The organism is Beggiatoa alba B18LD (assembly GCF_000245015.1).
Taxonomy (GTDB): Bacteria; Pseudomonadota; Gammaproteobacteria; order Beggiatoales; family Beggiatoaceae; genus Beggiatoa; species Beggiatoa alba.
In genome coordinates this window covers 499,142-520,132 of record NZ_JH600070.1, presented here as the reverse complement: position 1 = coordinate 520,132, position 20,991 = coordinate 499,142, and the positions used below count along the sequence as shown (strand labels likewise).

Genomic DNA, 20,991 nt, shown 5'->3' with positions numbered 1-20,991 from the left:
TAAGCAAAACGGGATAGTGTAGCAAAAATCCTAAAAACAACCCATCACGCCCGACTCGAAACAAGAAAAGGTTTTAACACATTAAACAACATATCAATATCCGTTTTTTGAAATACGCCATCAATGCCCTGCTCGGAAAGACTGGTAAAAGGAGGTTCATAAAACGTTTCAATTTTTATACTGCCAAATTGAGCAATATGATTTTTTAACAACCGAATAAACTTCGTTTGTTGCGCGGTTAGCGTGGGATGTTGCAATAAAAAGTCGCTGAAATGTTTATCAATCGCTTGCTCATCAATACCGACAAGCTCTTGTAAAGTCAGATGTAACTCTGTCGCCGTGCGTTCATAAAAATCATTTAAGGCTTTTAAACTGACCGTCGGATGCGTGGTTAAAAGCGTAGAAGTGAGCATTTTTAAGTCAGTTTCATTAATTGGCTCGTTATTGCGAATTTTCTGCAACGCGGGGTTATTTTTTGCCATTTCTTTCAAGATTTTTTTCAGTTTGGCTTGATATAACTGCGCTTGGTCTGCGCCAATAATTTGCATCTCGCGTTCAACTTCTTCAATGCCTGCATCTGCGGTGCTGGTGCTGGGAATGCTAAAACTGCTACTGGGTGTGGCTTGGCTGTATTTCATAATGCCCCGCAATTCCATCCGAACCCGTTCTAAAGCGGGAATAGTCAGCGTTTGCCAAAAATACTCATGCCGAATTTCAGTGATTAACTTATCTTTTTGCCGAACCGCTTGAATATTAACCGCTAAACTGTCTAATTCATTGAGTAATCTAGCTTTATAAACTTCAAAACAACTGGCTTTTTCAATAAAACAACTTGCTAATTGAGCAATCAGTTTGTCGAACGCAGTGGCATGACGGTCATGCAACACACGATTGCTCATCAGGGGCGCAATGTGCTTTTCTAATTGATTTTGTGTCGTCGCGGTAAATTGTTGTAAAAGCGGGGTTTGTTGTAACTCATGTATTAACCGTTGTACACGTTTAACGGCAATGCTGTCGCTGGGTAAATCATTGATGTCAGCACGAATTAAGCCGATAGCAATATCAAAAGCTTGTGCATGATTGCGCGAGAGTGCGGACTTGGCGAAGGCTAAACGGGTTTCAAATGTGATTTGTAATAAAGATTTACTCCCCGTATCTTCAGGTTCTTGATAAGCTTGTTCAAAGAAATCAAAATTGCTGTAATGGTCAAAAATTAGAAATTCGCTTTTATCTTTTCCCGCGCCGAATAAATTCGGACATAAACGTGTCCCGCGTCCTATCATTTGCCAAAATTTCACCCATGATTTAACAGGCTTTGCAAACACAAGGTTAACGATTTCAGGTACATCAATACCCGTGTCTAACATGTCGACAGAAATCGCAATGCGAAAATCACTATGTGCTTGTTTAAATTCTCGAATTAGGCTTTCTACTTTGGGAATCGCGTTATGGATGACTTTACACACCCGCGTCCCAAATTGCGGATAAAGCTGACAAAAAATCGTTTCTAAATGCTCCGCATGTTTCTGACTTTGCGCGAAAATAATTGTTTTTCCAACCAATGAGCCTGTCGCATCTTTAATGCCGTGCTTCATGAGGTTTTCTAAAATAATGCTGTCGGTGCTTTCACTAAAAATTTTTCGCCCGATGTCTTTGCCTTCAATTTGCGTATTTTGCGCGTCTTCTTCGCCTAAATCTTCCTCTAATTGTTGGCGTTGTTCTGCATCTAAATCATGGTAATGAATGCCATCACGTAAAAAATCCGTACTTAAATCTTTGACTCGATAAGGCACTAAATACGGCGGTTGGTTATTAATCGCCGCTTCTAAACCAAATTCAAAAGTCGGGTCGGTATTTTCACAACCAAACATACTGAAAGTATTACGGCTGATAAATTTCACAGGCGTTGCCGTTAAACCGACTTGCAACGTGTCAAAATAATCAAATATATCCCTGTATTTATTGTAAATACTGCGATGAGATTCATCAGCAATAATCAAGTCAAAAAATCCGACATCCAGTTGAGTAAAGCGATTCATCATGCTGGGATAAGTGGCGATATAAACCCGTGCGGTTTGGTCGATTTGAGTCGTTTCACCGATAATACAACGCGGTTCGCTGGGCAGATTTTGCTTAAAGGCTTCGTCGGTTTGGGTGCGCAATTCTTTACGGTCACAAAGGAATAACACCCGTTTTGCCCAACTCATGCGCAAAAGTAATTCTACAAGGGCGATAGCAACCCGTGTTTTGCCTGTACCTGTGGCTTGAATTAACAAGGCTTTACGGCGTTGACTTTGAAAATGGGCGGCGACGGTTTTAATCGCTTCAATTTGGTAAAAACGGTCGACAATTTTAGGGTTAGGGTTGTGACATTCTAAATTTTTATGGCGGTATTGGCGTTGATAAATCAGATATTCTAGGCTTTCTTTACTGTAAAAACCGTAAACCCGTCGATAAGTATTGTATTGTTGGTCATCCCAAATAAACGTTTCATAACCATTGCTATAAAAAATAATCGGGCGTTGATAACCCATTTTTTGCAAGGCATCCGCATATAAACGCGCTTGCTCGCGTCCTGCTTGCAAATTGTGATTGCCTGAGCGTTTTGCCTCAATCACCGCTAAAGGCTGTCCATTATTTCCCCACAAAACATAATCCGCATAGCCTTTGCCTGACTGGTTATCGGGATAAATCACCTCAACTTCTTGCCCGACTTGTTCGCGGTTATTGATATCCCAACCTGCTTGTAATAACAGCGTATCAATGAGTAAAGCGCGGGTTTTGGCTTCATCCCATTGCAGAGAATCGGCAACTTTTTGGCTTTGTTGCTGGCGGTGTTGTTGTTCGTTGGGCGTGGGTGGCGTGAGCGTGGCATGATTGCGCAGGCGTTCCGCTTCTAATTGGTTCATCACCCGCTGGAGTTCTTCTTGTTGGGCTTGTAATTCTTTTTCGTAGCGAGAAACAGATTTTTTTAAACGGCTTAATTCAGCGCGGGGGTCTAGGATGGTTTGAAAGTCGGGTAAATCAGCTAGTTTTTTGCCGTAATAGTGCACTGCCATGTATTTGGCGAGCTGGTGCGCGGTTTTTAGCGCATTTTGTGCGGTGTTTAAATCCCCAACATTACCGTGTGCGGTTGCGTTGCCTGAAATTCGTAAATAATCTAATTGATAATGCAGGGATTTATTAATAGAACTGGTAAAAACAGTATCATTGAGTAAGTCGTAAAAGCTGGCTTGTGGCAGTTGTGGCAAGCATTCTAGTTTATAAATGGTTTTGGTTAATGCTTCGGCAAAACTGCGTAAACGGGTTAAGGTACTGCCCGCATCAATAAATAACACGGCTTCCGCTAAATATCCCAATTTTGCAAGCGTTTCGTTTTCTGGACGTAAAAATTCAAAATTGAATGATTGCATAATTATCTAATAATCCCTAGACATTTTAACGCATGGCGAGTTCTCCCTTCAGTCATTCCAAAACGGGCCGCGCGTTTAATGGTGAGCATTGAGATATAACTCAACATTTTGTCTTAAGGCTTCACAGTCAATTTTACAGGGTCTGTTATGTGTACCTTTAGTTTCCAATACTTTACTCTTTCTCTTTTTAATCCGGCTAATTAAGATACAGACTAAGACAACTCATGCATCCATGCGTCTTGCTCAAAGGGACAATTTTCATAGCCCATTAACACAACCGTGGTTAAATATATGGATAAAAAAATATCCATAGAACCCGCTTGCTCACATTGAGCAACATGGCGACATTCATGAGAAAGTAAAGTTCGGTTTAAATAACCACTTCGAATTAAAATGGCATAACCTAAAGTAAGACCTGAAATATTATCACTTAAAAAGCCGATTTGTTGCGCGGCTGCGTGTAATTCAGCTTCCTCTGGTAAAGGAATTGTATCAACAATTAACAATCGAATGCGTTCAGGCTGTTGCACACCGACTATTTTTGCATCCGCAATTTGTGTCGCGGTCAGTGCGACACCACTAATAGCCACTTGATTAGCAACTTCTTCTGCCCATGTAATGACTCGTGGAATGAGAAATGGCAAACGTGTAATTAAGCTCACTTACCCCTCCAAACATCAATAGATGACGTAAATTAAAAAGCCCACATCAGATATGCCTTAAATTTTTTTCCCAATATAAAACACATAACCATAATATTGCTTGTATTTATCATATAGCGTTGCTTCATACCGTTGATAATCTATAAACGCCTCTGCCGTTTTATTGCCCTGATATTTATTCAAAAAAGCCACTTGTCTCACTGCTTGCGCAGCATAATAATCTGTCCAACAAGTATCAGGGACGACAAAAGTAGCTATCGGGAGATAACCTGCTTTTTGCATTTGAGCAACCTTATTTGAAATCGTATCTATTTCAGAATAGGCTTTCTGCCAAAAATCTTGAATTTCAGCAGGGCGTTCTTCAGTAAACCAAGTATTTTCTGTAACAGCAATATACCCGCCCTGCTTCAGAAATTTTCGCCACTCGCTCAACCCCCGTTCAAATCCAACGTTATAAATCGCCCCTTCTGACCAAATCAAATCCAATTCACCGTTTTGAAATGGAAGGCTTTCCATATTACCAACTACGCCTTTCACTCTATCTTGAACGTTTTGGTTTTTAGCATTTTGGTTAAATTGTGTGATGAAATCAGCCCACAATTCGACACCAATAATTGTGCTAGCAGTATTTTTTGCCAACACCATTGTTTGCCCACCTGTTCCACAACCAACATCAGCAATTTTGGATTTTTCGGTAAGACCTTCTATAAAACTCAATGCTTTGAGCGTTATATCTGCACTTCCCGGCCCTTGCCGTTCAGTGTTTGAAAAATAATCATAAATAATATTTAAATCAAATTCATGGATGGTTTTATTTTCGTTGCTCATTATTAAGACTGTCTGCAAGTTATAAAGAAGTTAATATATTAACCATTTGGCGAGCGAGTGCACGTTTTTTAAATTGCCACTATTGCTATATGCGGTTGCATTGCCTGAAGTTCGTAAATAACTCCAGTTTTGTAAGAATTTCGTTTTCTGAACGTAAAAATTCAAATATTGAATGTAATATGTTATTATAATACCACACTTAATAAACTTGATTTAATGAATAACACTAATTTTACCTGTATATTTAAATAAGTTTTATTTGCTTTATTATGAGGAGAGTAAACAATGAACTTCAATGAACACTTACGGTTAGCAAATGAAAAAGCTGAAGCAGGTGTACACGCGCTAAACACAGCTAACTATCAACAAGCGGTTGATAGTTTTTTAGAAGCTTCAGAACTATTCAAAGACATAAAAGGACAAGAACAAAATTATGCAAAATGCTTGGTAAATAAAGCAAAAGCATTTTTAGCGTTAGGTGATTATGAAAAAGCAAAATCGTTATTGCTTGATGAAGCAATCCCTTTTCAAGAGAAAACGCTAGGAGCTGAGTCTGTTGATATAGCTAATAGTTTTGACTGTTTATCTGACGTGTATCGGAAACTAGAGAACTATGAAAAAGCAATAGAATTTAGTCACAAAGCCCTAACTATTCAAAAAAGAATGTTAGGAATAGAACACACTGATGTCGCTAATAGTCTAAATAATTTAGCAAAAGCCTATCAAAAATTAGATGAATATGAAAAGGCTAAAGAATATCATGAAGAAGCGTTAGCTATTCGAAAAAAAATACTCGGAATAGAGCACCCTGACGTTGCTACTAGTTTGAACAACTTGGCACTTATTTATCACCTCCATAATAACGATTATCAAAGGGCTATAGAACTCTTTAAAGAGTCTTTGAGTATCCGCCAAAAAGTATTGGAAGAGGAACATCCTGATGTAGCGAGTAGTTTAAATAATTTGGGTAATATTTATAAAGATATTGGAGACTATGAGCAGGCAATAACGCACCTTGAAAAAGCTTTGACCATCCGTGAAAAGCGATTAGGAGAAAAACATCCTGATGTTGCTAAGACACTAATGAATTTATCCAAAGTTTATCAAACGGTGGGTGATACGAGAAAAGAAAGAGAATTCTTTAAAAAAGCTAACGCCTCACGTACAAAGTAAAAAACAATAAATAGTGCTACTAAAAACGTTATATGTTTTTGGTATTTTTTATAACTTAATGACTAAATTGGTAATATTTGTAATTCTGTTTTCTGCTATCTAGCCACATTTCATCCGCTTTCTCTACTTCTTCCTGTTTTGACTAATAATCTAATTATGAAAAAAGAGATAACAAATAATAAAACCCTACTATATGCGGACATGTTAGATAAATTGGGTAATGATGCCCAACGTGAAAATAAGTATCAAGAGGCAGAATCTTATTATGAGGAAGCATTGACTATTCGGAAAGAAATATATCGGTGGAAAGATCATAACAGTATTGCCAATAGTTATAACAACTTAGGAAATCTGTATCAGCGTCAGAAAAATTATGTAAAAGCAGAAGTGTTTTTTAAAAAAGCTTTAGATATCCAAAAAAAAATTTTTTCGGAATATCACACTCTTATTGCTAGAAGTCTGAATAATCTTGGTCTTGTGTATCAATATCAAGGAAACTACAAGAAAGCAGAGGAATTTCTTAAAAAAGCTTTAGATATTCGTGAAAAAAAATTAGAAAAAGAACACATAGATGTTGCTAATAGCTGTAATTTTTTAGCAACTTTTTACAGAGCATTAGGTGATAAAGAAAAAGAACAATATTTTTCTCAACGTGCTTTAGCTATTTCTGAAAAGCTACAAGCAGAAAATGAACACTTAAAACAACAAGAACGTGAACAACGAATTGCTTTAGAAGAAAGTAAAAAACTGAATTATCTTAGTTATATGGCTTCTGGTGTTGCACATAATATTAATAATCCTGTTGGTATTTTGCGACTGGCTGCCCAACGGGGTTTAAAAGCCTTAGAAAAAGGTGAGTTAACGAATGAAACAGGGCAAGAAATTTTTCAGCGCATTTTAAAACAGGCTGACCGCTTACACGATATTATTGAAAAATTTAGAGAGTTTGCTCGTGGCGACCGTAAACAGGTAGAAAATATTGATTTAAACGCCATTGTTAGCCAAGTAAAAGAGTATTTTGCCAGCCAATTAGACACGCATAAAATTACTTTACAAATAGAATTGTCTCCCGATAATCCGCAAGCGTTAGCGAATAACTTTATTTTGCAAGAAATTTTAATTAATCTAATCAGCAATGCCCGCGATGCTTTAGAAACAATAAACAATGCGCAAATTCTGATAAAAACGTGGAAAAATGTGGAAACTGTCGGCTTTAGTGTGTGCGATAACGGGACAGGCATATCTGAAGAACAGCAAAAAAATCTTTTTTCCCCTTTCCATAGCACCAAAGCCCACGGCACAGGCTTGGGATTACACTTTGTAAAAAAATCACTAGAGGAATTAAAGGGAAATATTGATTATCAAGACAATATCCCACAAGGTGCATGTTTTAACATTGAATTACCGATAGGAAATAATTAGTCATGAATACAAATAAATACCAAATTTTAGCCGTTGATGATGAGCAAGAAATGCGTGAAGAACTTAATGCTATTTTAAAAGATGATTTTATTGTAACCACAGCAAACGATGGCGAAGCAGGTTTAAAACAACTGATTAAAAATGATTTTGATATTGCAATCATTGATTTAAAAATGCCAAAAATGGATGGTTTAGAGTTAATTAAACAGATTAAAGCAAAAAATATTCAAATTCCGCTGGTTTTACTCACAGGTAAAGGTGGCGTTCAAGATGCGTTTGAAGCCTCAAAATTAGGCGTTGATAAATGGGTAGAAAAATCTAGTTTAAATATTGATGATTTTATTAAAATATTATTGGAATTAGTTCAAAAAATCCCTGATTATCACTCAACTTACCACTCAACGGTTAAAACTCTCACGCTAAAAAACTTCACGGCATTTTCTAATGAAACTTTTGAATTTAGTCCCCAACTCAATATTTTCATTGGTGAAAATGCGACAGGTAAAACCCATATTCTTAAAAGCTGTTACGCAACTTTATCCGCCGTTGCGGAGCGCAACCTAGTAGATATAAACCCCGATTTAGGAACATTAAACGTAGATTTATCTGATAAATTTTTCAGAGTTTTTCGTCCTGACTTTCTGAACAATTTAATTCGTTATCAACAAGAACAGGCAGAAATTCAGCTTAGTTTTGAAAATCCTGAATGTGATTTACAGCTTTTTTTACAGAAAAAAGAAGATAAAATCCAACTTCAACACTTGCCCGCTAAATACATCAATAAAACCCCTGTTTATATTTCCACACGGGAAATGCTGGGTATTTATCAGAATTTTCAAGCAATTTATGACAAGCACTATATGCGTTTGGATGAAACATGGCGCGATGTCTGCGTCGCGCTGGGTGGTCTTGAATTGCGACAAATAGATGAACGTTTACAAACAATTGTGAATAAAATAGAGGAATTTATTGGTGGAAAACTGGAACTAGATAAAAATGGCAATTTTTACCTAAATACGCCCCAAAAAGGACGCTTAGAAGCGCAGTTAATTTCTGAAGGACAACGAAAATTAGCCATGCTATCGCGGTTAATACAAACCAACGCGCTACAAAATGGTTATTTATTTTGGGACGAACCCGAAGCCAATTTAAACCCACATTTTATTAAAGAAATTGCGCCGATTTTATTAGAACTTTCTAAACATGGCGTGCAAGTTTTCATCGCAACGCATAGCTTATTTTTACTCCGTGAAATTGAAATTTGTTTGACAGAAGAACAGTATAAAAAAGTGCAGGTTCGGTGGTTTGGGTTGCAGTTGGACAAGGAAACAAATAATACAGTCGTTACTCAAGCAAATGATATTGATGATATTGGCGATATTACTGCTTCTGAAGAACAGTTGATGCAGTCGGTCAGATTTATGCGGAGTAATAGATAATATGCAACAAGCATTTAGTGAAAAAGAGTTATGTTTTAACTTTCCCAAAAATTATCAGGTTATAAAGTATGATGAAACTAAATTTTATGAAAAATTTAAAAGATTAAATGAATTAATTTGTCCAAAATTAATGGATAAACTAAATCCCACAGACTCAGAAGAAAAAAACTATGGAATTAGTGGCGTTGATTTTTTAGTGATTGATGTAGAAAAATCTATCTTATGGCTATTAGAAGTAAAGAATTTTAATACTGCTAAAGAAAGCAAGTCATTAGATAGAACCGATAAAGAATTTATTAAGGCGTTTGTTAACGATATAACTATTAAAATTGTTTCAACACTTTCAGCTTTATTGCCATTTAAGATAAATGCAGAAGACGACGAGAAAGTATTTGCAAACTATTTATGTCGTATAGAAAAAATAAATATTGTTCTTTACATTGAAACGAAAAAAGAAGATGAGTTTATCTGCGAAGAAATGCAAAAAAAGTTAAGACAGAAATTTAAAAATGCACTAGATAAATCAAATATACATATATTTGATAATGCAATACTAACACGAGAAAACAAGTTAAGTGGTAACCCAGAAGATATATGTTCTTTTGAAGTAATGATGAATAAGGGTTGGCGTTTCACTCATTATTAAAACTAAACAAATTAGCATCAAAAACCTTGCATTTCCCCCATGCCTCTCTAGTCATCCCTCCCCATAATTCAAGCCCTTTCACTCGAGTTTATTTTCCTTGTAATTCCGCTTGCTATCCTTACATCGTGCAATAAGCAAATCATAACCGAGGGGATACTTAATCATGAATATGGACAAATTAACGACTCGTTTTCAACAAGCATTGTCAGAAGCCCAAAGCCTTGCTGTCGGGCGTAATCATCGTTTTATCGAACCTGCACATATTTTATTCGCCTTAATTGACCAAAATGATAGCAGTGTCGGGCATTTATTGATGCGAGTTGGGACTAATATCAATCAATTACGTTCAGGCTTAACCGAAATTTTAGACCGTTTGCCCACCACCAGCGGGCGAGAGGGTGAGCTACATATTTCTAATGATACCAATCGTTTATTAAATATAACGGATAAATTAGCGCAAAAACGACGCGACCAGTTTATTTCTAGTGAATTATTTTTGCTCGCAGTTTTAGAGGAACAAGGCACGTTAGGGGAGTTATTACGTAAAGCAGGCGTTGATAAAACAGCTTTAGAAAAAGCCATTGAACAAATGCGTGGCGGAGAGTCGGTTAACGACCCCAATGCCGAAGAAAAACGTCAAGCCTTAGAAAAATATACGATTGATTTAACACAACGTGCTATTCAAGGTAAATTAGACCCCGTTATTGGGCGCGATGATGAAATTCGTCGGACAATCCAAGTTTTACAACGGCGGACTAAAAACAATCCTGTCTTAATCGGTGAGCCAGGCGTTGGAAAAACGGCGATTGTTGAAGGACTTGCACAACGGATTATTAACGGTGAAGTGCCTGAAGGTTTAAAGGGAAAGCGGGTTTTATCCTTAGATATGGGTGCGTTAATCGCGGGGGCGAAGTTTCGCGGCGAGTTTGAGGAACGTTTAAAAGCGGTTTTAAATGATTTAGCCAAGCAAGAAGGGCAAATTATTCTGTTTATTGATGAATTACATACGATGGTTGGCGCGGGCAAAGCAGAAGGCGCGATGGATGCGGGTAATATGTTAAAACCTGCTTTAGCGCGGGGTGAGTTGCATTGTGTTGGTGCGACGACGTTGGATGAATATCGTAAATATATTGAAAAAGATGCCGCTTTAGAACGGCGTTTTCAAAAAGTCTTGGTCGATGAGCCGAATGTTGAGGATACGATTGCGATTTTACGCGGATTAAAAGAGCGTTATGAAGTGCATCATGGGGTTGATATCACAGACCCCGCGATTGTCGCCGCTGCCACTTTGTCACATCGTTATATTACTGACCGTCAATTGCCTGATAAAGCGATTGATTTAATCGACGAGGCGGCAAGTCGGATTCGGATGGAAATCGATTCTAAGCCTGAACGCATGGATAAATTAGACCGTCGCTTGATTCAGTTAAAAATTGAGCGGGAGGCGATGAAAAAAGAAAGCGATGATGCGTCGAAAAAACGCTTAGAAAAGCTTAACGAGGATATTCAACGCGCTGAGCGTGAACTGGCTGATTTAAATGAAGTATGGAATAGCGAAAAAGCTGCGGTGCAAGGTTCTCAGCATATTAAGGAAGAGTTGGAGCAGGCAAAACTCGCACTAGAAACCGCTCGCCGTGCGGGCGATTTAACCCGTATGTCAGAATTGCAATATGGGCGCATTCCTGAGCTAGAAAAACGTTTGTCGGCTGCGGGCAAAGCAGAAACGCAGGAAATGCAATTATTGCGTAATAAAGTGACAGATGAAGAAATCGCCGAAGTTGTGTCGAAATGGACGGGCATTCCTGTCAGTAAAATGTTGGAAGGGGAACGCGATAAATTATTGCGTATGGAAGAAGCCTTGCATCAGCGGGTTGTTGGACAAAGTGAAGCGGTGAAATTAGTTTCTAACGCAATTCGTCGTTCTCGCGCAGGGCTTGCCGACCCAAATCGCCCGAATGGTTCATTCTTATTTTTAGGCCCAACAGGGGTTGGAAAAACAGAGCTTTGTAAAGCCTTAGCAGGATTTTTATTTGATACTGAAGAGGCAATGATACGCATTGATATGTCTGAATTCATGGAAAAACATACCGTCGCCCGTTTAATTGGCGCACCTCCTGGTTATGTGGGCTATGAAGAGGGTGGCTATTTAACGGAAGCCGTGCGACGCAAACCGTATTCCGTGATTTTATTGGATGAAGTTGAAAAAGCGCATCCTGAAGTTTTTAACGTGTTGTTGCAGGTCTTAGATGATGGACGCTTAACCGATGGACAAGGGCGTACGGTCGATTTTCGCAATACGGTAATTGTGATGACTTCTAACTTGGGTTCGCAGGTGATTCAAGAAATGGCGGGCGAGGATAATTATAATGCGATGAAAGCCGCTGTTATGGAGATTGTTAGCCAACAATTCCGCCCTGAATTTATCAATCGTATTGATGATGTAGTGGTTTTCCATCCGTTAGGTAAAGCGCAAATTCGTTCGATTGCGGGCATTCAAATTGGCTTATTGCGTAAGCGGTTAGGTGCGATGAGTATCGAGTTAAGTATCAGTGATGCCGCACTAGATTTATTAGGCGAAGTTGGTTTCGACCCTGTTTATGGCGCAAGACCGTTAAAACGGGCGATTCAAAATGCGTTAGAAAATCCGTTAGCGCAAGCGATATTACAAGGGAAATTCGCGCCAAATGACCTTGTGCAAGTGTCAGTAGAAAATGGAGAACTCCAATTTACTCGCCGTTCAGCGTTAGTGGCATAATACTTTAAAATTCAGCTTTTTAATTTAAGACTGTTAATCTTTTAAGGATTAACAGTCTTTTTTTAAAGCGCGTTTTTTCTCGAATTAGAACGTAATACGTCCCCTCCTTCTTTAATTTTGCATCATATCTGCATAGCCATTTTATAAATGGGTAGAGTAGAATGCGTTTTATGATGTTAACAATCTCTTTCAGCATTTGTGCTGTCACTGTGTAACATATCCATCTTAGTCCTTTTTACAGATAGGACTATCATTTATTCAAGTAATATCAGCGACTAACAATAAGTAAAAAGACGCTATGAATACAGCTACTCATTTAACAGAAATCACTTTCGAATCTCTTTCTTTAGACCCTGCTTTGTTGCAGGGATTACATGCTGCAGGTTTTCAATATTGCACTCCCATTCAAGCACAGACATTGCCGCTTGCGCTTGCAGGTCAGGATGTTGCAGGACAGGCGCAAACAGGGACGGGTAAAACAATTGCGTTTTTATTAGCCGTTTTGGCGCATTTGTTAAAACATCCCTGTTCTGAAAAGCGTCAGGCGAATCAACCACGTGCATTAATTCTTGCACCAACACGAGAGCTTGCATTGCAAATCGCAAAGGACTGTACTTTATTAACTCGACATTTGTCGTTGAAATCTTTAGCCGTTTATGGAGGCGAGGGGTATCAGTCTCAGCGAAATCAGTTAGTTGATGGAGTCGATATTTTAATCGGTACAGTAGGACGGATTATTGATTATTACAAACAGCGTGTTTTTAATTTAAAAGCTGTGCAAGCGGTGGTGTTGGATGAAGCTGACCGTATGTTCGACTTGGGTTTTATTAAAGATTTGCGCTTTTTATTACGGCAGTTACCTAAGCCAAGTTTGCGTTTAAATTTAATGTTTTCTGCAACTTTGTCTTTGCGGGTGCAAGAGTTAGCGTATGAGAGTTTGAATAATCCGCAGTTTGTAAAAATTGATACTGAGGCAGTCATCGCCGATAAGATGGTTGAGCAGTTATATCATGTGGGTTCTGAGGAAAAATTGCCGTTATTGTTGGGAATTTTGCAACGTGAGCAGTTGGCAACGCAGAAAAATGAAGTTGTAAGTGGTTTTCGGGTATTAGTTTTTATCAATACGAAGCGAACAGCGGAGAAGGTGTGTCAGATATTGGCGAATCAGGGATATTCGGTTGCTTTGATGTCTGGCGATGTGGTGCAAAAACGGCGTGGGCAGTTGTTGCAGCAGTTTGCAGTGGGAAAGGTTGCGATTATGGTGGCGACTGATGTTGCTGCGCGGGGTTTGCATATTCCTGCTGTCACGCATGTGATTAATTATGATTTGCCACAGGATGCGGAGGATTATGTGCATCGAATTGGGCGCACAGCGCGGGCTGGGGCTTCGGGCTTGGCGATTAGTTTTGGTTGTGAGGAGTATGTTTATTCGTTAAGTGATATTGAAACTTATATTGGGCATAAAATTCCTGTGCTTTCTGTGGTGGATAGTTTGTTGATCGCGCCAAGTTTGGTGAAAAAATCGGCGGTGAATTCTGTAAAAGTTGCTCATGTAACGACGAAGTCGCATTCGCATCGAGCAAATCAGGCGAAAAAACCGCGTGTACCTGTCACGGTGGCAACAGAGAAAGTAAATGCTGTTCAGCCTGTTACCAGCGCAGTGGTTACAGAAGTAGCTTCGAGTAAGTGTGAAATTGTAGGAGAGATGAATGTGAGTTCTGTATCAGGTGAGAGCGTGCAGACGCAAACGCCTGTAAAAAAACGTCATCGTTTTTTCCGTAAACCAAAAAAAGTAGTTACTCCTAGTTCTAGCATGAGTTAAGTAAAAACGGGCTAATGTCTATGTATAAACATATTTTATTCGCTACTGATTTAAATACCGATACGGTCAGTGTTGCGCGTCATGCGGTTGAGTTAGCGCAGTTATTTCAGGCACGCTTGAGTTTAGCGCATGTTGTCACTGGATTAGATACGGGGGTAATGTTAAATCTCGCGCCTCAAGTTTTAACCGAGATGGATTTAATTCAGGTGCAAGACGCGCATCAGCGGATGGAGTCTTTAGTACGTGAATTGGGTGAAACACAACTGACTGATAAATGGTTATTAAATTCAGGGCCTGTGGCGTTACAAATTCATCGCTTGGCGGTAGAACAGGAGGTTGATTTAATTGTTGTTGCAAGTCATGGGCAACATGGGTTTTTTAAACTTTTTGGCTCAGAGGCAACGGATATTTTAGAGGCGAGTAGTTGTAATGTTTTGGTTGTTAAAATCTAAAATAAATAATTAATTATTAAAAAATTTTATCTTTTAAGGTTGCGAAAGGGGGATTTTATCGTGTCGTTAATGTGTGCCACAGATTCATGTTTATTAATTATTGACGTACAAGCGCGTTTAGTGCCCGCCATGGTAGAGGCTGAACGATTGATTGCGTCGTGTCAAACGTTAATGCAAGTTGCGAATCGACTGCAAATACCCTTGTTGGTATCAGAGCAATATCCGAGTGGTTTAGGGCAGACTGTCAGTGAGTTGCGTGATTTAGCACCGCATCATGCTTTGATGGAAAAAGTACATTTTAGTTGTACTGAGTCAGAGCTTTGCCTCCCAAAAATTCAAGCCGTGCAAAGAAAACAGTTTATTTTAGGGGGGATTGAATCGCATGTGTGTGTACAGCAAACGGCATTTGGTCTCTTAAAACAGGGGTTTGAGGTGTTTTTAGTAGAAAACGCGGTTTCTTCACGAAAAATGTCAGATAAAACCTTAGCCTTAGCTCGAATGCAAGCGGCAGGGATTTCAATCGTCAGTCAAGAAATGGTGATATTTGAATGGTTGCAACAAGCAGGAACGGCACAATTTAAAGAAATTAGCCAGCAGTTTGTAAAATAAGCTTATTTTTGTTGACCGTGTTGTTACAGCGTTGATAAGCGAGTTATGGGATAATTGCCCCCCAAAAATTTTATTTATTGATGGATACTTAAACAATGACAAGTGCTTTATTTGAATCTCATTTAACGCAACTTTCCTTATTACATCGGGGAAAAGTGCGTGATATTTACGCGGTTGATGATGACCATTTATTAATTGTTGCCAGCGACCGTTTATCCGCATTTGATGTGATTCTTCCCACGCCTATTCCTGAAAAAGGCAAGATTTTAACGACCTTATCTAATTTCTGGTTTGCAATGATGGGCGATATTATTCCTAATCATTTAACCGATATTTCGCTAGAAAAAGTCGTGACGGATGCCAGTGAACGCGCCCAAATTGAAGGACGTGCTATTGTCACCCGTAAATTAAAACCGCTTCCCGTTGAGGCAATTGTACGCGGTTATGTCGCAGGCTCAGGTTGGAAAGATTACCAAAAGACAGGCGCGATTTGTGGCATTCGCTTACCCGAAGGGTTAGCACAAGCAGCCCGCCTTGCCGAGCCAATTTTTACCCCATCTAGTAAAGCGGCTGTTGGTCAACATGATGAAAATATTAGTTTTGAAGCAGTGAGCGACTTGATTGGCGAAAAATTAGCCCTGCAAGTGAAAGCGGCAAGTATTGCGATTTATTGCAAAGCGCGGGATTACGCATTGACCAAAGGTATTATTATTGCCGATACTAAATTTGAATTTGGAACAGATGCAGCGGGTAATCTTGTTCTCATCGATGAAATATTAACCCCTGATTCCTCACGCTTTTGGTTAGCCGATGAATATCAAACAGGCATCAGTCCACCTAGTTTCGATAAACAGTTTGTACGGGATTATTTAGAAACGTTGGATTGGAATAAACAACCGCCCGCCCCTGTATTGCCCGATGCTGTTTTAACTAAAACCGCCGAAAAGTACCGCGAAGCACAACAGCGATTGATGGGATAACATCTTTAAATTCCTTAACTAAAGGTATTGACGCGAAAAAGCCGTTTTAAATGACGTTATTTCGCGTCAAGTTAAAATAAATCATTTTTATCAAATTTTAATTAATCATAAATTTTTATATATAAATACAATTATAATTATTCATTTTTATTCATGATTAATCTCCTTTAGTCTATATCCCGTAATACATCCAAGGGAGGAACTCCATAATGACAAAAGATATGAATACGGTAATAGACCCAAAAGATCGCTATAAAGCGGGCGTTATGTCCTACGCAAAAATGGGATATTGGCAACCTGATTATGAACCAAAAGAGACGGATATTATCGCGCTCTTTCGGATTACCCCTCAAGAAGGTGTGGACGCAATTGAAGCCGCTGCCGCCGTTGCTGGGGAATCATCCACCGCCACATGGACAGTGGTGTGGACAGACCGTTTAACCGCTTGCGATATGTACCGCGCAAAAGCTTATCGTGTTGACCCAGTCCCCAATGCAGCAGGGCAATATTTTGCTTATATCGCTTATGACTTGGATTTATTTGAAGAGGGTTCTATTGCCAACTTATCCGCCTCAATTATTGGCAATGTCTTCGGCTTCAAACCCTTAAAAGCTCTACGTTTAGAAGATATGCGTCTGCCTGTCGCCTACGTGAAAACCTTCCAAGGCCCTCCGACAGGTATCATTGTAGAACGGGAACGCTTAGACAAATTTGGTCGCCCCCTCTTAGGCGCGACGGTTAAGCCAAAATTAGGCTTATCAGGCAAGAACTACGGACGAGTGATTTATGAAGCCCTGAAAGGTGGACTAGATTTCGTTAAGGATGACGAAAATATTAACTCACAACCCTTTATGCACTGGCGTGAACGCTTCCTTTTTGCCATGGAAGCCATCAACCGTGCCGCCGCCGCAACAGGCGAAATCAAAGGGCACTATCTCAATATCACCGCCGCCACGATGGAAGACATGTATGAACGCGCCGAATTTGCTAAAGAGCTCGGTAGCACCATCGTGATGATTGACTTAGTCATTGGCTACACGGCCATTCAATCTATGGCAAAATGGGCGCGTAAAAATGACATGCTCCTCCACCTACACCGTGCAGGACATTCCACTTACACCCGTCAAAAAAATCATGGTGTTAGCTTCCGTGTTATCTCCAAATGGATGCGTTTAGCTGGGGTTGACCATATCCATGCTGGGACTGTCGTCGGTAAATTAGAAGGCGACCCCAATACAGTAAAAGGCTTCTACGATATTCTACGTAAACCCCGCGTGCCTGTTTGCTTAGAAAATGGCGTATTTTTCGAACAAGATTGGGGTTCTTTACGCAGTGTAATGCCTGTCGCCTCTGGAGGGATTCACGCAGGACAAATGCACCAACTGCTCGACCTCTTTGGCGACGATGTCGTCTTACAATTTGGCGGTGGCACAATTGGGCATCCGATGGGAATTCAAGCAGGCGCAACTGCTAATCGTGTCGCGTTGGAAGCGATGGTATTAGCCCGTAACGAAGGACGCGATATTGTCAATGAAGGCTGGGAGATTTTAGAACAAGCCGCAAAATGGTGTACTCCCTTACGGGCAGCACTGGAAACATGGAAAGATGTCACCTTTAACTATGAATCCACCGACACCGCCGACTTTGTCCCAACTCCAACTGCTAGCTACTAAGTTAGGAAGCTCATCATGCGCATAACACAAGGCACATTCTCTTTTTTACCCGATTTAACCGATGAGCAAATTCGCGCCCAAATAGAATATTGCTTAAAAAACAACTGGGCAGTGAGCGTCGAATTTACCGACGACCCACACCCCCGCAATAGTTACTGGGAAATGTGGCAAATGCCCATGTTTGACCTGAAAGATGCGGCGGCGATTATGTACGAAATCAACGCATGTCGCAAAGCCTATCCTGACCAATACATCAAAGTTAATGCCTTTGATTCTAACCGTTGGCGCGAATCACTAGCCTTATCTTTCATCGTCAACCGTCCCGCAACAGAACCAGGGTTTGGTTTAGTTCGTCAAGAAGGCGCAGGACGCGCCATCCGTTACACCATTCATAGTTACGCAACGGATAAACCCGAAGGCAACCGCTATTAATTAAGCTTTTTGTAAACCACTCCTGATATTTGCATTGGCACGTTTTAACAACGTGCCTTTTTTATTTTTTAAACCCTGAAATTAGCAAAATAAAATCATTATCCGCCATTCTTACATCCAAATTTATTGGTACAACAATTTTTAGCGCGTATAATTAAAAATCCCTATCTTTTAACAGATTGGGATTTATTGTATCAGCTAAGTGTTTTTTTATAAGTTTAATAAACGTGGGAACATAAAGATGGCGCAATTTTTGGACACCAAGAAGGCGGTTTCCGTCATTAGTGATTTGATAAAAAATGCAGGTGAACGATTAATTTTAGTTTCTCCCTATTTAAAATTATCCAAAGATTTTCGTGAATTACTGACATATCGTGATAATGTTAAACGGGAAAAGACCGTTATTATTTTCGGCAAAGAAGAATTAAAGCAAGATGAACGTAACTTTTTACAAGCCCTACGTTATCTCGACTTGCGCTATTACGCGGATGTACATGCTAAATGTTATTTAAATAATGACGACATGGTCATTACCTCTTTAAATCTTTATGAATTCTCTATGATGAATAATAAAGAAATGGGCGTATTAATTCAGCGTGCAAGACAAGTAGATGAGCAGGTTTATGACGAAGCCTTTCGTGAAATAGAGTTTATTAAAAGCAATAGCCTGCCTTATGTGTTTCCATTAACTGCCTCATCAGTGACAGCACAAGAAGTGCCTAAAAAAGAGGAACAAAGCACAACTTTAACAGGATTTTGCATTCGCACAGGCGTAAAAATACCCTTTAACCTTGAAAAACCAATGAGCGCAGATGCTTATAAAGAGTGGAATAAATTTAATAATCCTGAATACCCTGAAAAATTTTGTCATTTTTCGGGTGAATCTTCCAATGGTGAAACCAGCGTTAATCGTCCAATTTTGAAAAAACACTGGAAAAAGGCTAAAGCGCAATTTAATTTGTAAGTTTAATCTGATTGTTGCGAAATTATAGTAAACGCACTATAAAACGATGCCGAGGACTAGCAGTCCTATGAAAACTGTTAATCCCAACTTTAAGTCACTTTGTGGCGCGTTTGCTATATATATTCTAAACGTTAGTGGTCAGAGATAACGCGATAAATATTGCCATTTTTGAGAATATAATCAGGAACATTGGCTTAAATTTGTCTTGATAAATAAAGTGTTGAGTTAGAATCCCATTGACTTTTTTACCCACTCGGCGGTTTTTGGCATCGATGGTGTATTCGATGGTTTTATTCGGCTGTTCGACTTGGCTTACTTATGTTTATTTAAGTTAAAATGGAACATATTTTTCTTTTTTCAAGAAAGACCATATATCTCTAAATTCTTTACGTACTAAAAATATCTCCTCATTAGTCCATATTGGTGAATATGATTCACCTTCTGGCGTTACAGATGGAAGATTGCAACCATAAAACAATTTTTTATAAACTTTATTTAGAATGGGGGATTTTAATTTTTTTGATTCCTTATCTAGGTGAAAAGTCCTAAGTATATCTTCTATAAAATTCCAACCATCAACTAATTGTTTGCATGTTATTTTTGATGATGAATGCTTAGTCTTTAATCTGCTTAATTGGGCAAGAAATTTACTGATATTTATTTCTGTGCTTTCTTTCCACTGTGTTTCTTTTATTTCTGCTGGTTCAAGTAGTTGTATTAATTCTTCTTCCGAGTTAGCAAAAAGCAATCTATTCATTTCACTTAATCTAAAAGTGTCACTTACTTGGTCGCTTGTTTGCCAAATTAATATGATTTTCCTATTGTTATATACACAACTAACAGGATACTTCTCAAAAAAAGAACTTGTCATACACTTCTCCAAAAAAATTAGAGGTTGCATATTGCTCGTTACCAAGTTTCACTGGGTAAAGCCTACTCGCCAAGCTCTTGGCTTGTACTTGAACGTATCAATCTTAAGTTACGCTTGTACTTGGCAAGCAAAGCTTGGTAACAAGCAAAAATCGTAGTGGTAAAGTGGGTGGTGTCCACCTTACTAAGCCTGTGGATTTATTTTTTCTCACGAAGTCCCGAATCTAAATTTATTATCTGTTCTAAAGCGTTACTAGCTGTAGCGTGTATGCCAATTTCCTCTCCCGATTGAGAGATTACCTCTTCAAGTGTATTAATGACATGAAGCTTAGAAAGATAAATACTTTCAAAAGCATATTTTATTAAGTTTATAGAACTGCTACGAAGATGACGATGAAGAGGATAATCATTGTCAGTATTCCAAATTGCATTATCGAAATGCTTAATCAAAATTTTCTGCGCAACTAAAAATAAACCCGTTGCTACATTTATTTTTAAATAAGCCTCACCCGCGTTTTGGAAAAAATGAATGATAAAACTTAAATCATTTTCATCAGCTAATTCACAAAAAGAGATGATTGCATAGGATTGTGCTAAAACACTACTTTCTTTTTCTAGCATTTTTTTCAAAGCATCTTTGATAAGCTCCTCACGATGTTCGGAATATATCGCTAGTTCTTCAGCCGCACAGGTTCTAACAAGCTCGTCTTCATCCTCTAATAACGCCAGTAACACAGGAACTATTTGTTCATGTGACACATCTTGAGGAATTTCATCAAGACATAGCGACCTTTCAAAAGACTCTTTGCTTTTAGCAAGTAATAACCATTCGTCAAATGTCATTTTAATTC

The 20,991-nt window shown here is 38.9% G+C and carries 17 protein-coding genes; 12 read left to right on the top strand and 5 right to left on the bottom strand.

What is annotated here, in order from left to right; genetic code table 11:
- Nucleotides 1-44: 44 nt before the first annotated feature.
- The 3 genes from BEGALDRAFT_RS02095 to BEGALDRAFT_RS02085 form a co-directional block, all read right to left on the bottom strand.
- Entirely contained in the window at nucleotides 45-3,413 is a 3,369-nt protein-coding gene (locus BEGALDRAFT_RS02095; protein WP_002683175.1) for a DEAD/DEAH box helicase family protein, read from the bottom strand.
- Between the two features lie 212 nt (nucleotides 3,414-3,625).
- On the bottom strand, nucleotides 3,626-4,075 hold the full coding sequence (locus tag BEGALDRAFT_RS02090; protein ID WP_002683173.1) for a hypothetical protein: 450 nt from the start codon (nucleotides 4,073-4,075) through the stop codon (nucleotides 3,626-3,628).
- A gap of 57 nt (nucleotides 4,076-4,132) precedes the next feature.
- A complete protein-coding gene (locus BEGALDRAFT_RS02085; RefSeq protein WP_002683171.1) occupies nucleotides 4,133-4,903 on the bottom strand; it encodes a class I SAM-dependent methyltransferase in 771 nt (256 codons plus the stop codon).
- A 285-nt stretch (nucleotides 4,904-5,188) separates the two neighbouring features.
- On the opposite strand from BEGALDRAFT_RS02085, the gene BEGALDRAFT_RS02080 reads away from it, so the two are divergent.
- From BEGALDRAFT_RS02080 to BEGALDRAFT_RS02025, 12 genes are all read left to right on the top strand, one after another.
- The gene (locus BEGALDRAFT_RS02080) at nucleotides 5,189-6,076 is read left to right on the top strand and encodes a tetratricopeptide repeat protein (protein WP_002683169.1); all 888 of its coding nucleotides are present in this window, start codon (nucleotides 5,189-5,191) and stop codon (nucleotides 6,074-6,076) included.
- 156 nt (nucleotides 6,077-6,232) lie between these two features.
- Complete coding sequence (locus tag BEGALDRAFT_RS02075) at nucleotides 6,233-7,498, top strand: tetratricopeptide repeat protein (RefSeq protein ID WP_002683167.1); 1,266 nt, start codon at nucleotides 6,233-6,235, stop codon at nucleotides 7,496-7,498.
- Nucleotides 7,499-7,500: 2 nt separating this feature from the next.
- Nucleotides 7,501-8,937 carry a response regulator gene (locus BEGALDRAFT_RS02070; protein ID WP_002683166.1) on the top strand — a complete coding sequence of 479 codons (1,437 nt, stop codon included), beginning with the start codon at nucleotides 7,501-7,503 and terminating at the stop codon, nucleotides 8,935-8,937.
- A 1-nt stretch (nucleotide 8,938) separates the two neighbouring features.
- Entirely contained in the window at nucleotides 8,939-9,583 is a 645-nt protein-coding gene (locus BEGALDRAFT_RS02065; protein ID WP_002683165.1) for a hypothetical protein, read from the top strand.
- Nucleotides 9,584-9,746: 163 nt separating this feature from the next.
- Nucleotides 9,747-12,338 (top strand): ATP-dependent chaperone ClpB, encoded by a 2,592-nt coding sequence (clpB, locus tag BEGALDRAFT_RS02060; protein WP_002683164.1) that lies wholly within the window; start codon nucleotides 9,747-9,749, stop codon nucleotides 12,336-12,338.
- A 298-nt stretch (nucleotides 12,339-12,636) separates the two neighbouring features.
- Complete coding sequence (locus BEGALDRAFT_RS02055) at nucleotides 12,637-14,160, top strand: DEAD/DEAH box helicase (protein ID WP_002683162.1); 1,524 nt, start codon at nucleotides 12,637-12,639, stop codon at nucleotides 14,158-14,160.
- Nucleotides 14,161-14,180: 20 nt separating this feature from the next.
- The gene (locus BEGALDRAFT_RS02050) at nucleotides 14,181-14,612 is read left to right on the top strand and encodes a universal stress protein (protein ID WP_040294848.1); all 432 of its coding nucleotides are present in this window, start codon (nucleotides 14,181-14,183) and stop codon (nucleotides 14,610-14,612) included.
- A 69-nt stretch (nucleotides 14,613-14,681) separates the two neighbouring features.
- Nucleotides 14,682-15,221 carry a hydrolase gene (locus BEGALDRAFT_RS02045; protein ID WP_002683158.1) on the top strand — a complete coding sequence of 180 codons (540 nt, stop codon included), beginning with the start codon at nucleotides 14,682-14,684 and terminating at the stop codon, nucleotides 15,219-15,221.
- Between the two features lie 95 nt (nucleotides 15,222-15,316).
- On the top strand, nucleotides 15,317-16,201 hold the full coding sequence (locus BEGALDRAFT_RS02040) for a phosphoribosylaminoimidazolesuccinocarboxamide synthase (protein ID WP_002683156.1): 885 nt from the start codon (nucleotides 15,317-15,319) through the stop codon (nucleotides 16,199-16,201).
- Nucleotides 16,202-16,410: 209 nt separating this feature from the next.
- Nucleotides 16,411-17,874, top strand: coding sequence for a form I ribulose bisphosphate carboxylase large subunit (locus tag BEGALDRAFT_RS02035; RefSeq protein ID WP_002683153.1), 1,464 nt, complete (start codon nucleotides 16,411-16,413; stop codon nucleotides 17,872-17,874).
- Between the two features lie 15 nt (nucleotides 17,875-17,889).
- A complete protein-coding gene (locus BEGALDRAFT_RS02030) occupies nucleotides 17,890-18,306 on the top strand; it encodes a ribulose bisphosphate carboxylase small subunit (RefSeq protein WP_002683152.1) in 417 nt (138 codons plus the stop codon).
- 241 nt (nucleotides 18,307-18,547) lie between these two features.
- Nucleotides 18,548-19,270 carry a phospholipase D family protein gene (locus tag BEGALDRAFT_RS02025; RefSeq protein ID WP_002683149.1) on the top strand — a complete coding sequence of 241 codons (723 nt, stop codon included), beginning with the start codon at nucleotides 18,548-18,550 and terminating at the stop codon, nucleotides 19,268-19,270.
- Nucleotides 19,271-19,601: 331 nt separating this feature from the next.
- Here the strand turns inward: BEGALDRAFT_RS02025 and BEGALDRAFT_RS02020 are convergent, their stop codons facing one another.
- Nucleotides 19,602-20,141, bottom strand: coding sequence for a hypothetical protein (locus BEGALDRAFT_RS02020; protein ID WP_002683148.1), 540 nt, complete (start codon nucleotides 20,139-20,141; stop codon nucleotides 19,602-19,604).
- Between the two features lie 197 nt (nucleotides 20,142-20,338).
- On the bottom strand, nucleotides 20,339-20,983 hold the full coding sequence (locus tag BEGALDRAFT_RS02015; RefSeq protein ID WP_002683147.1) for a HEAT repeat domain-containing protein: 645 nt from the start codon (nucleotides 20,981-20,983) through the stop codon (nucleotides 20,339-20,341).
- Nucleotides 20,984-20,991: the final 8 nt, after the last annotated feature.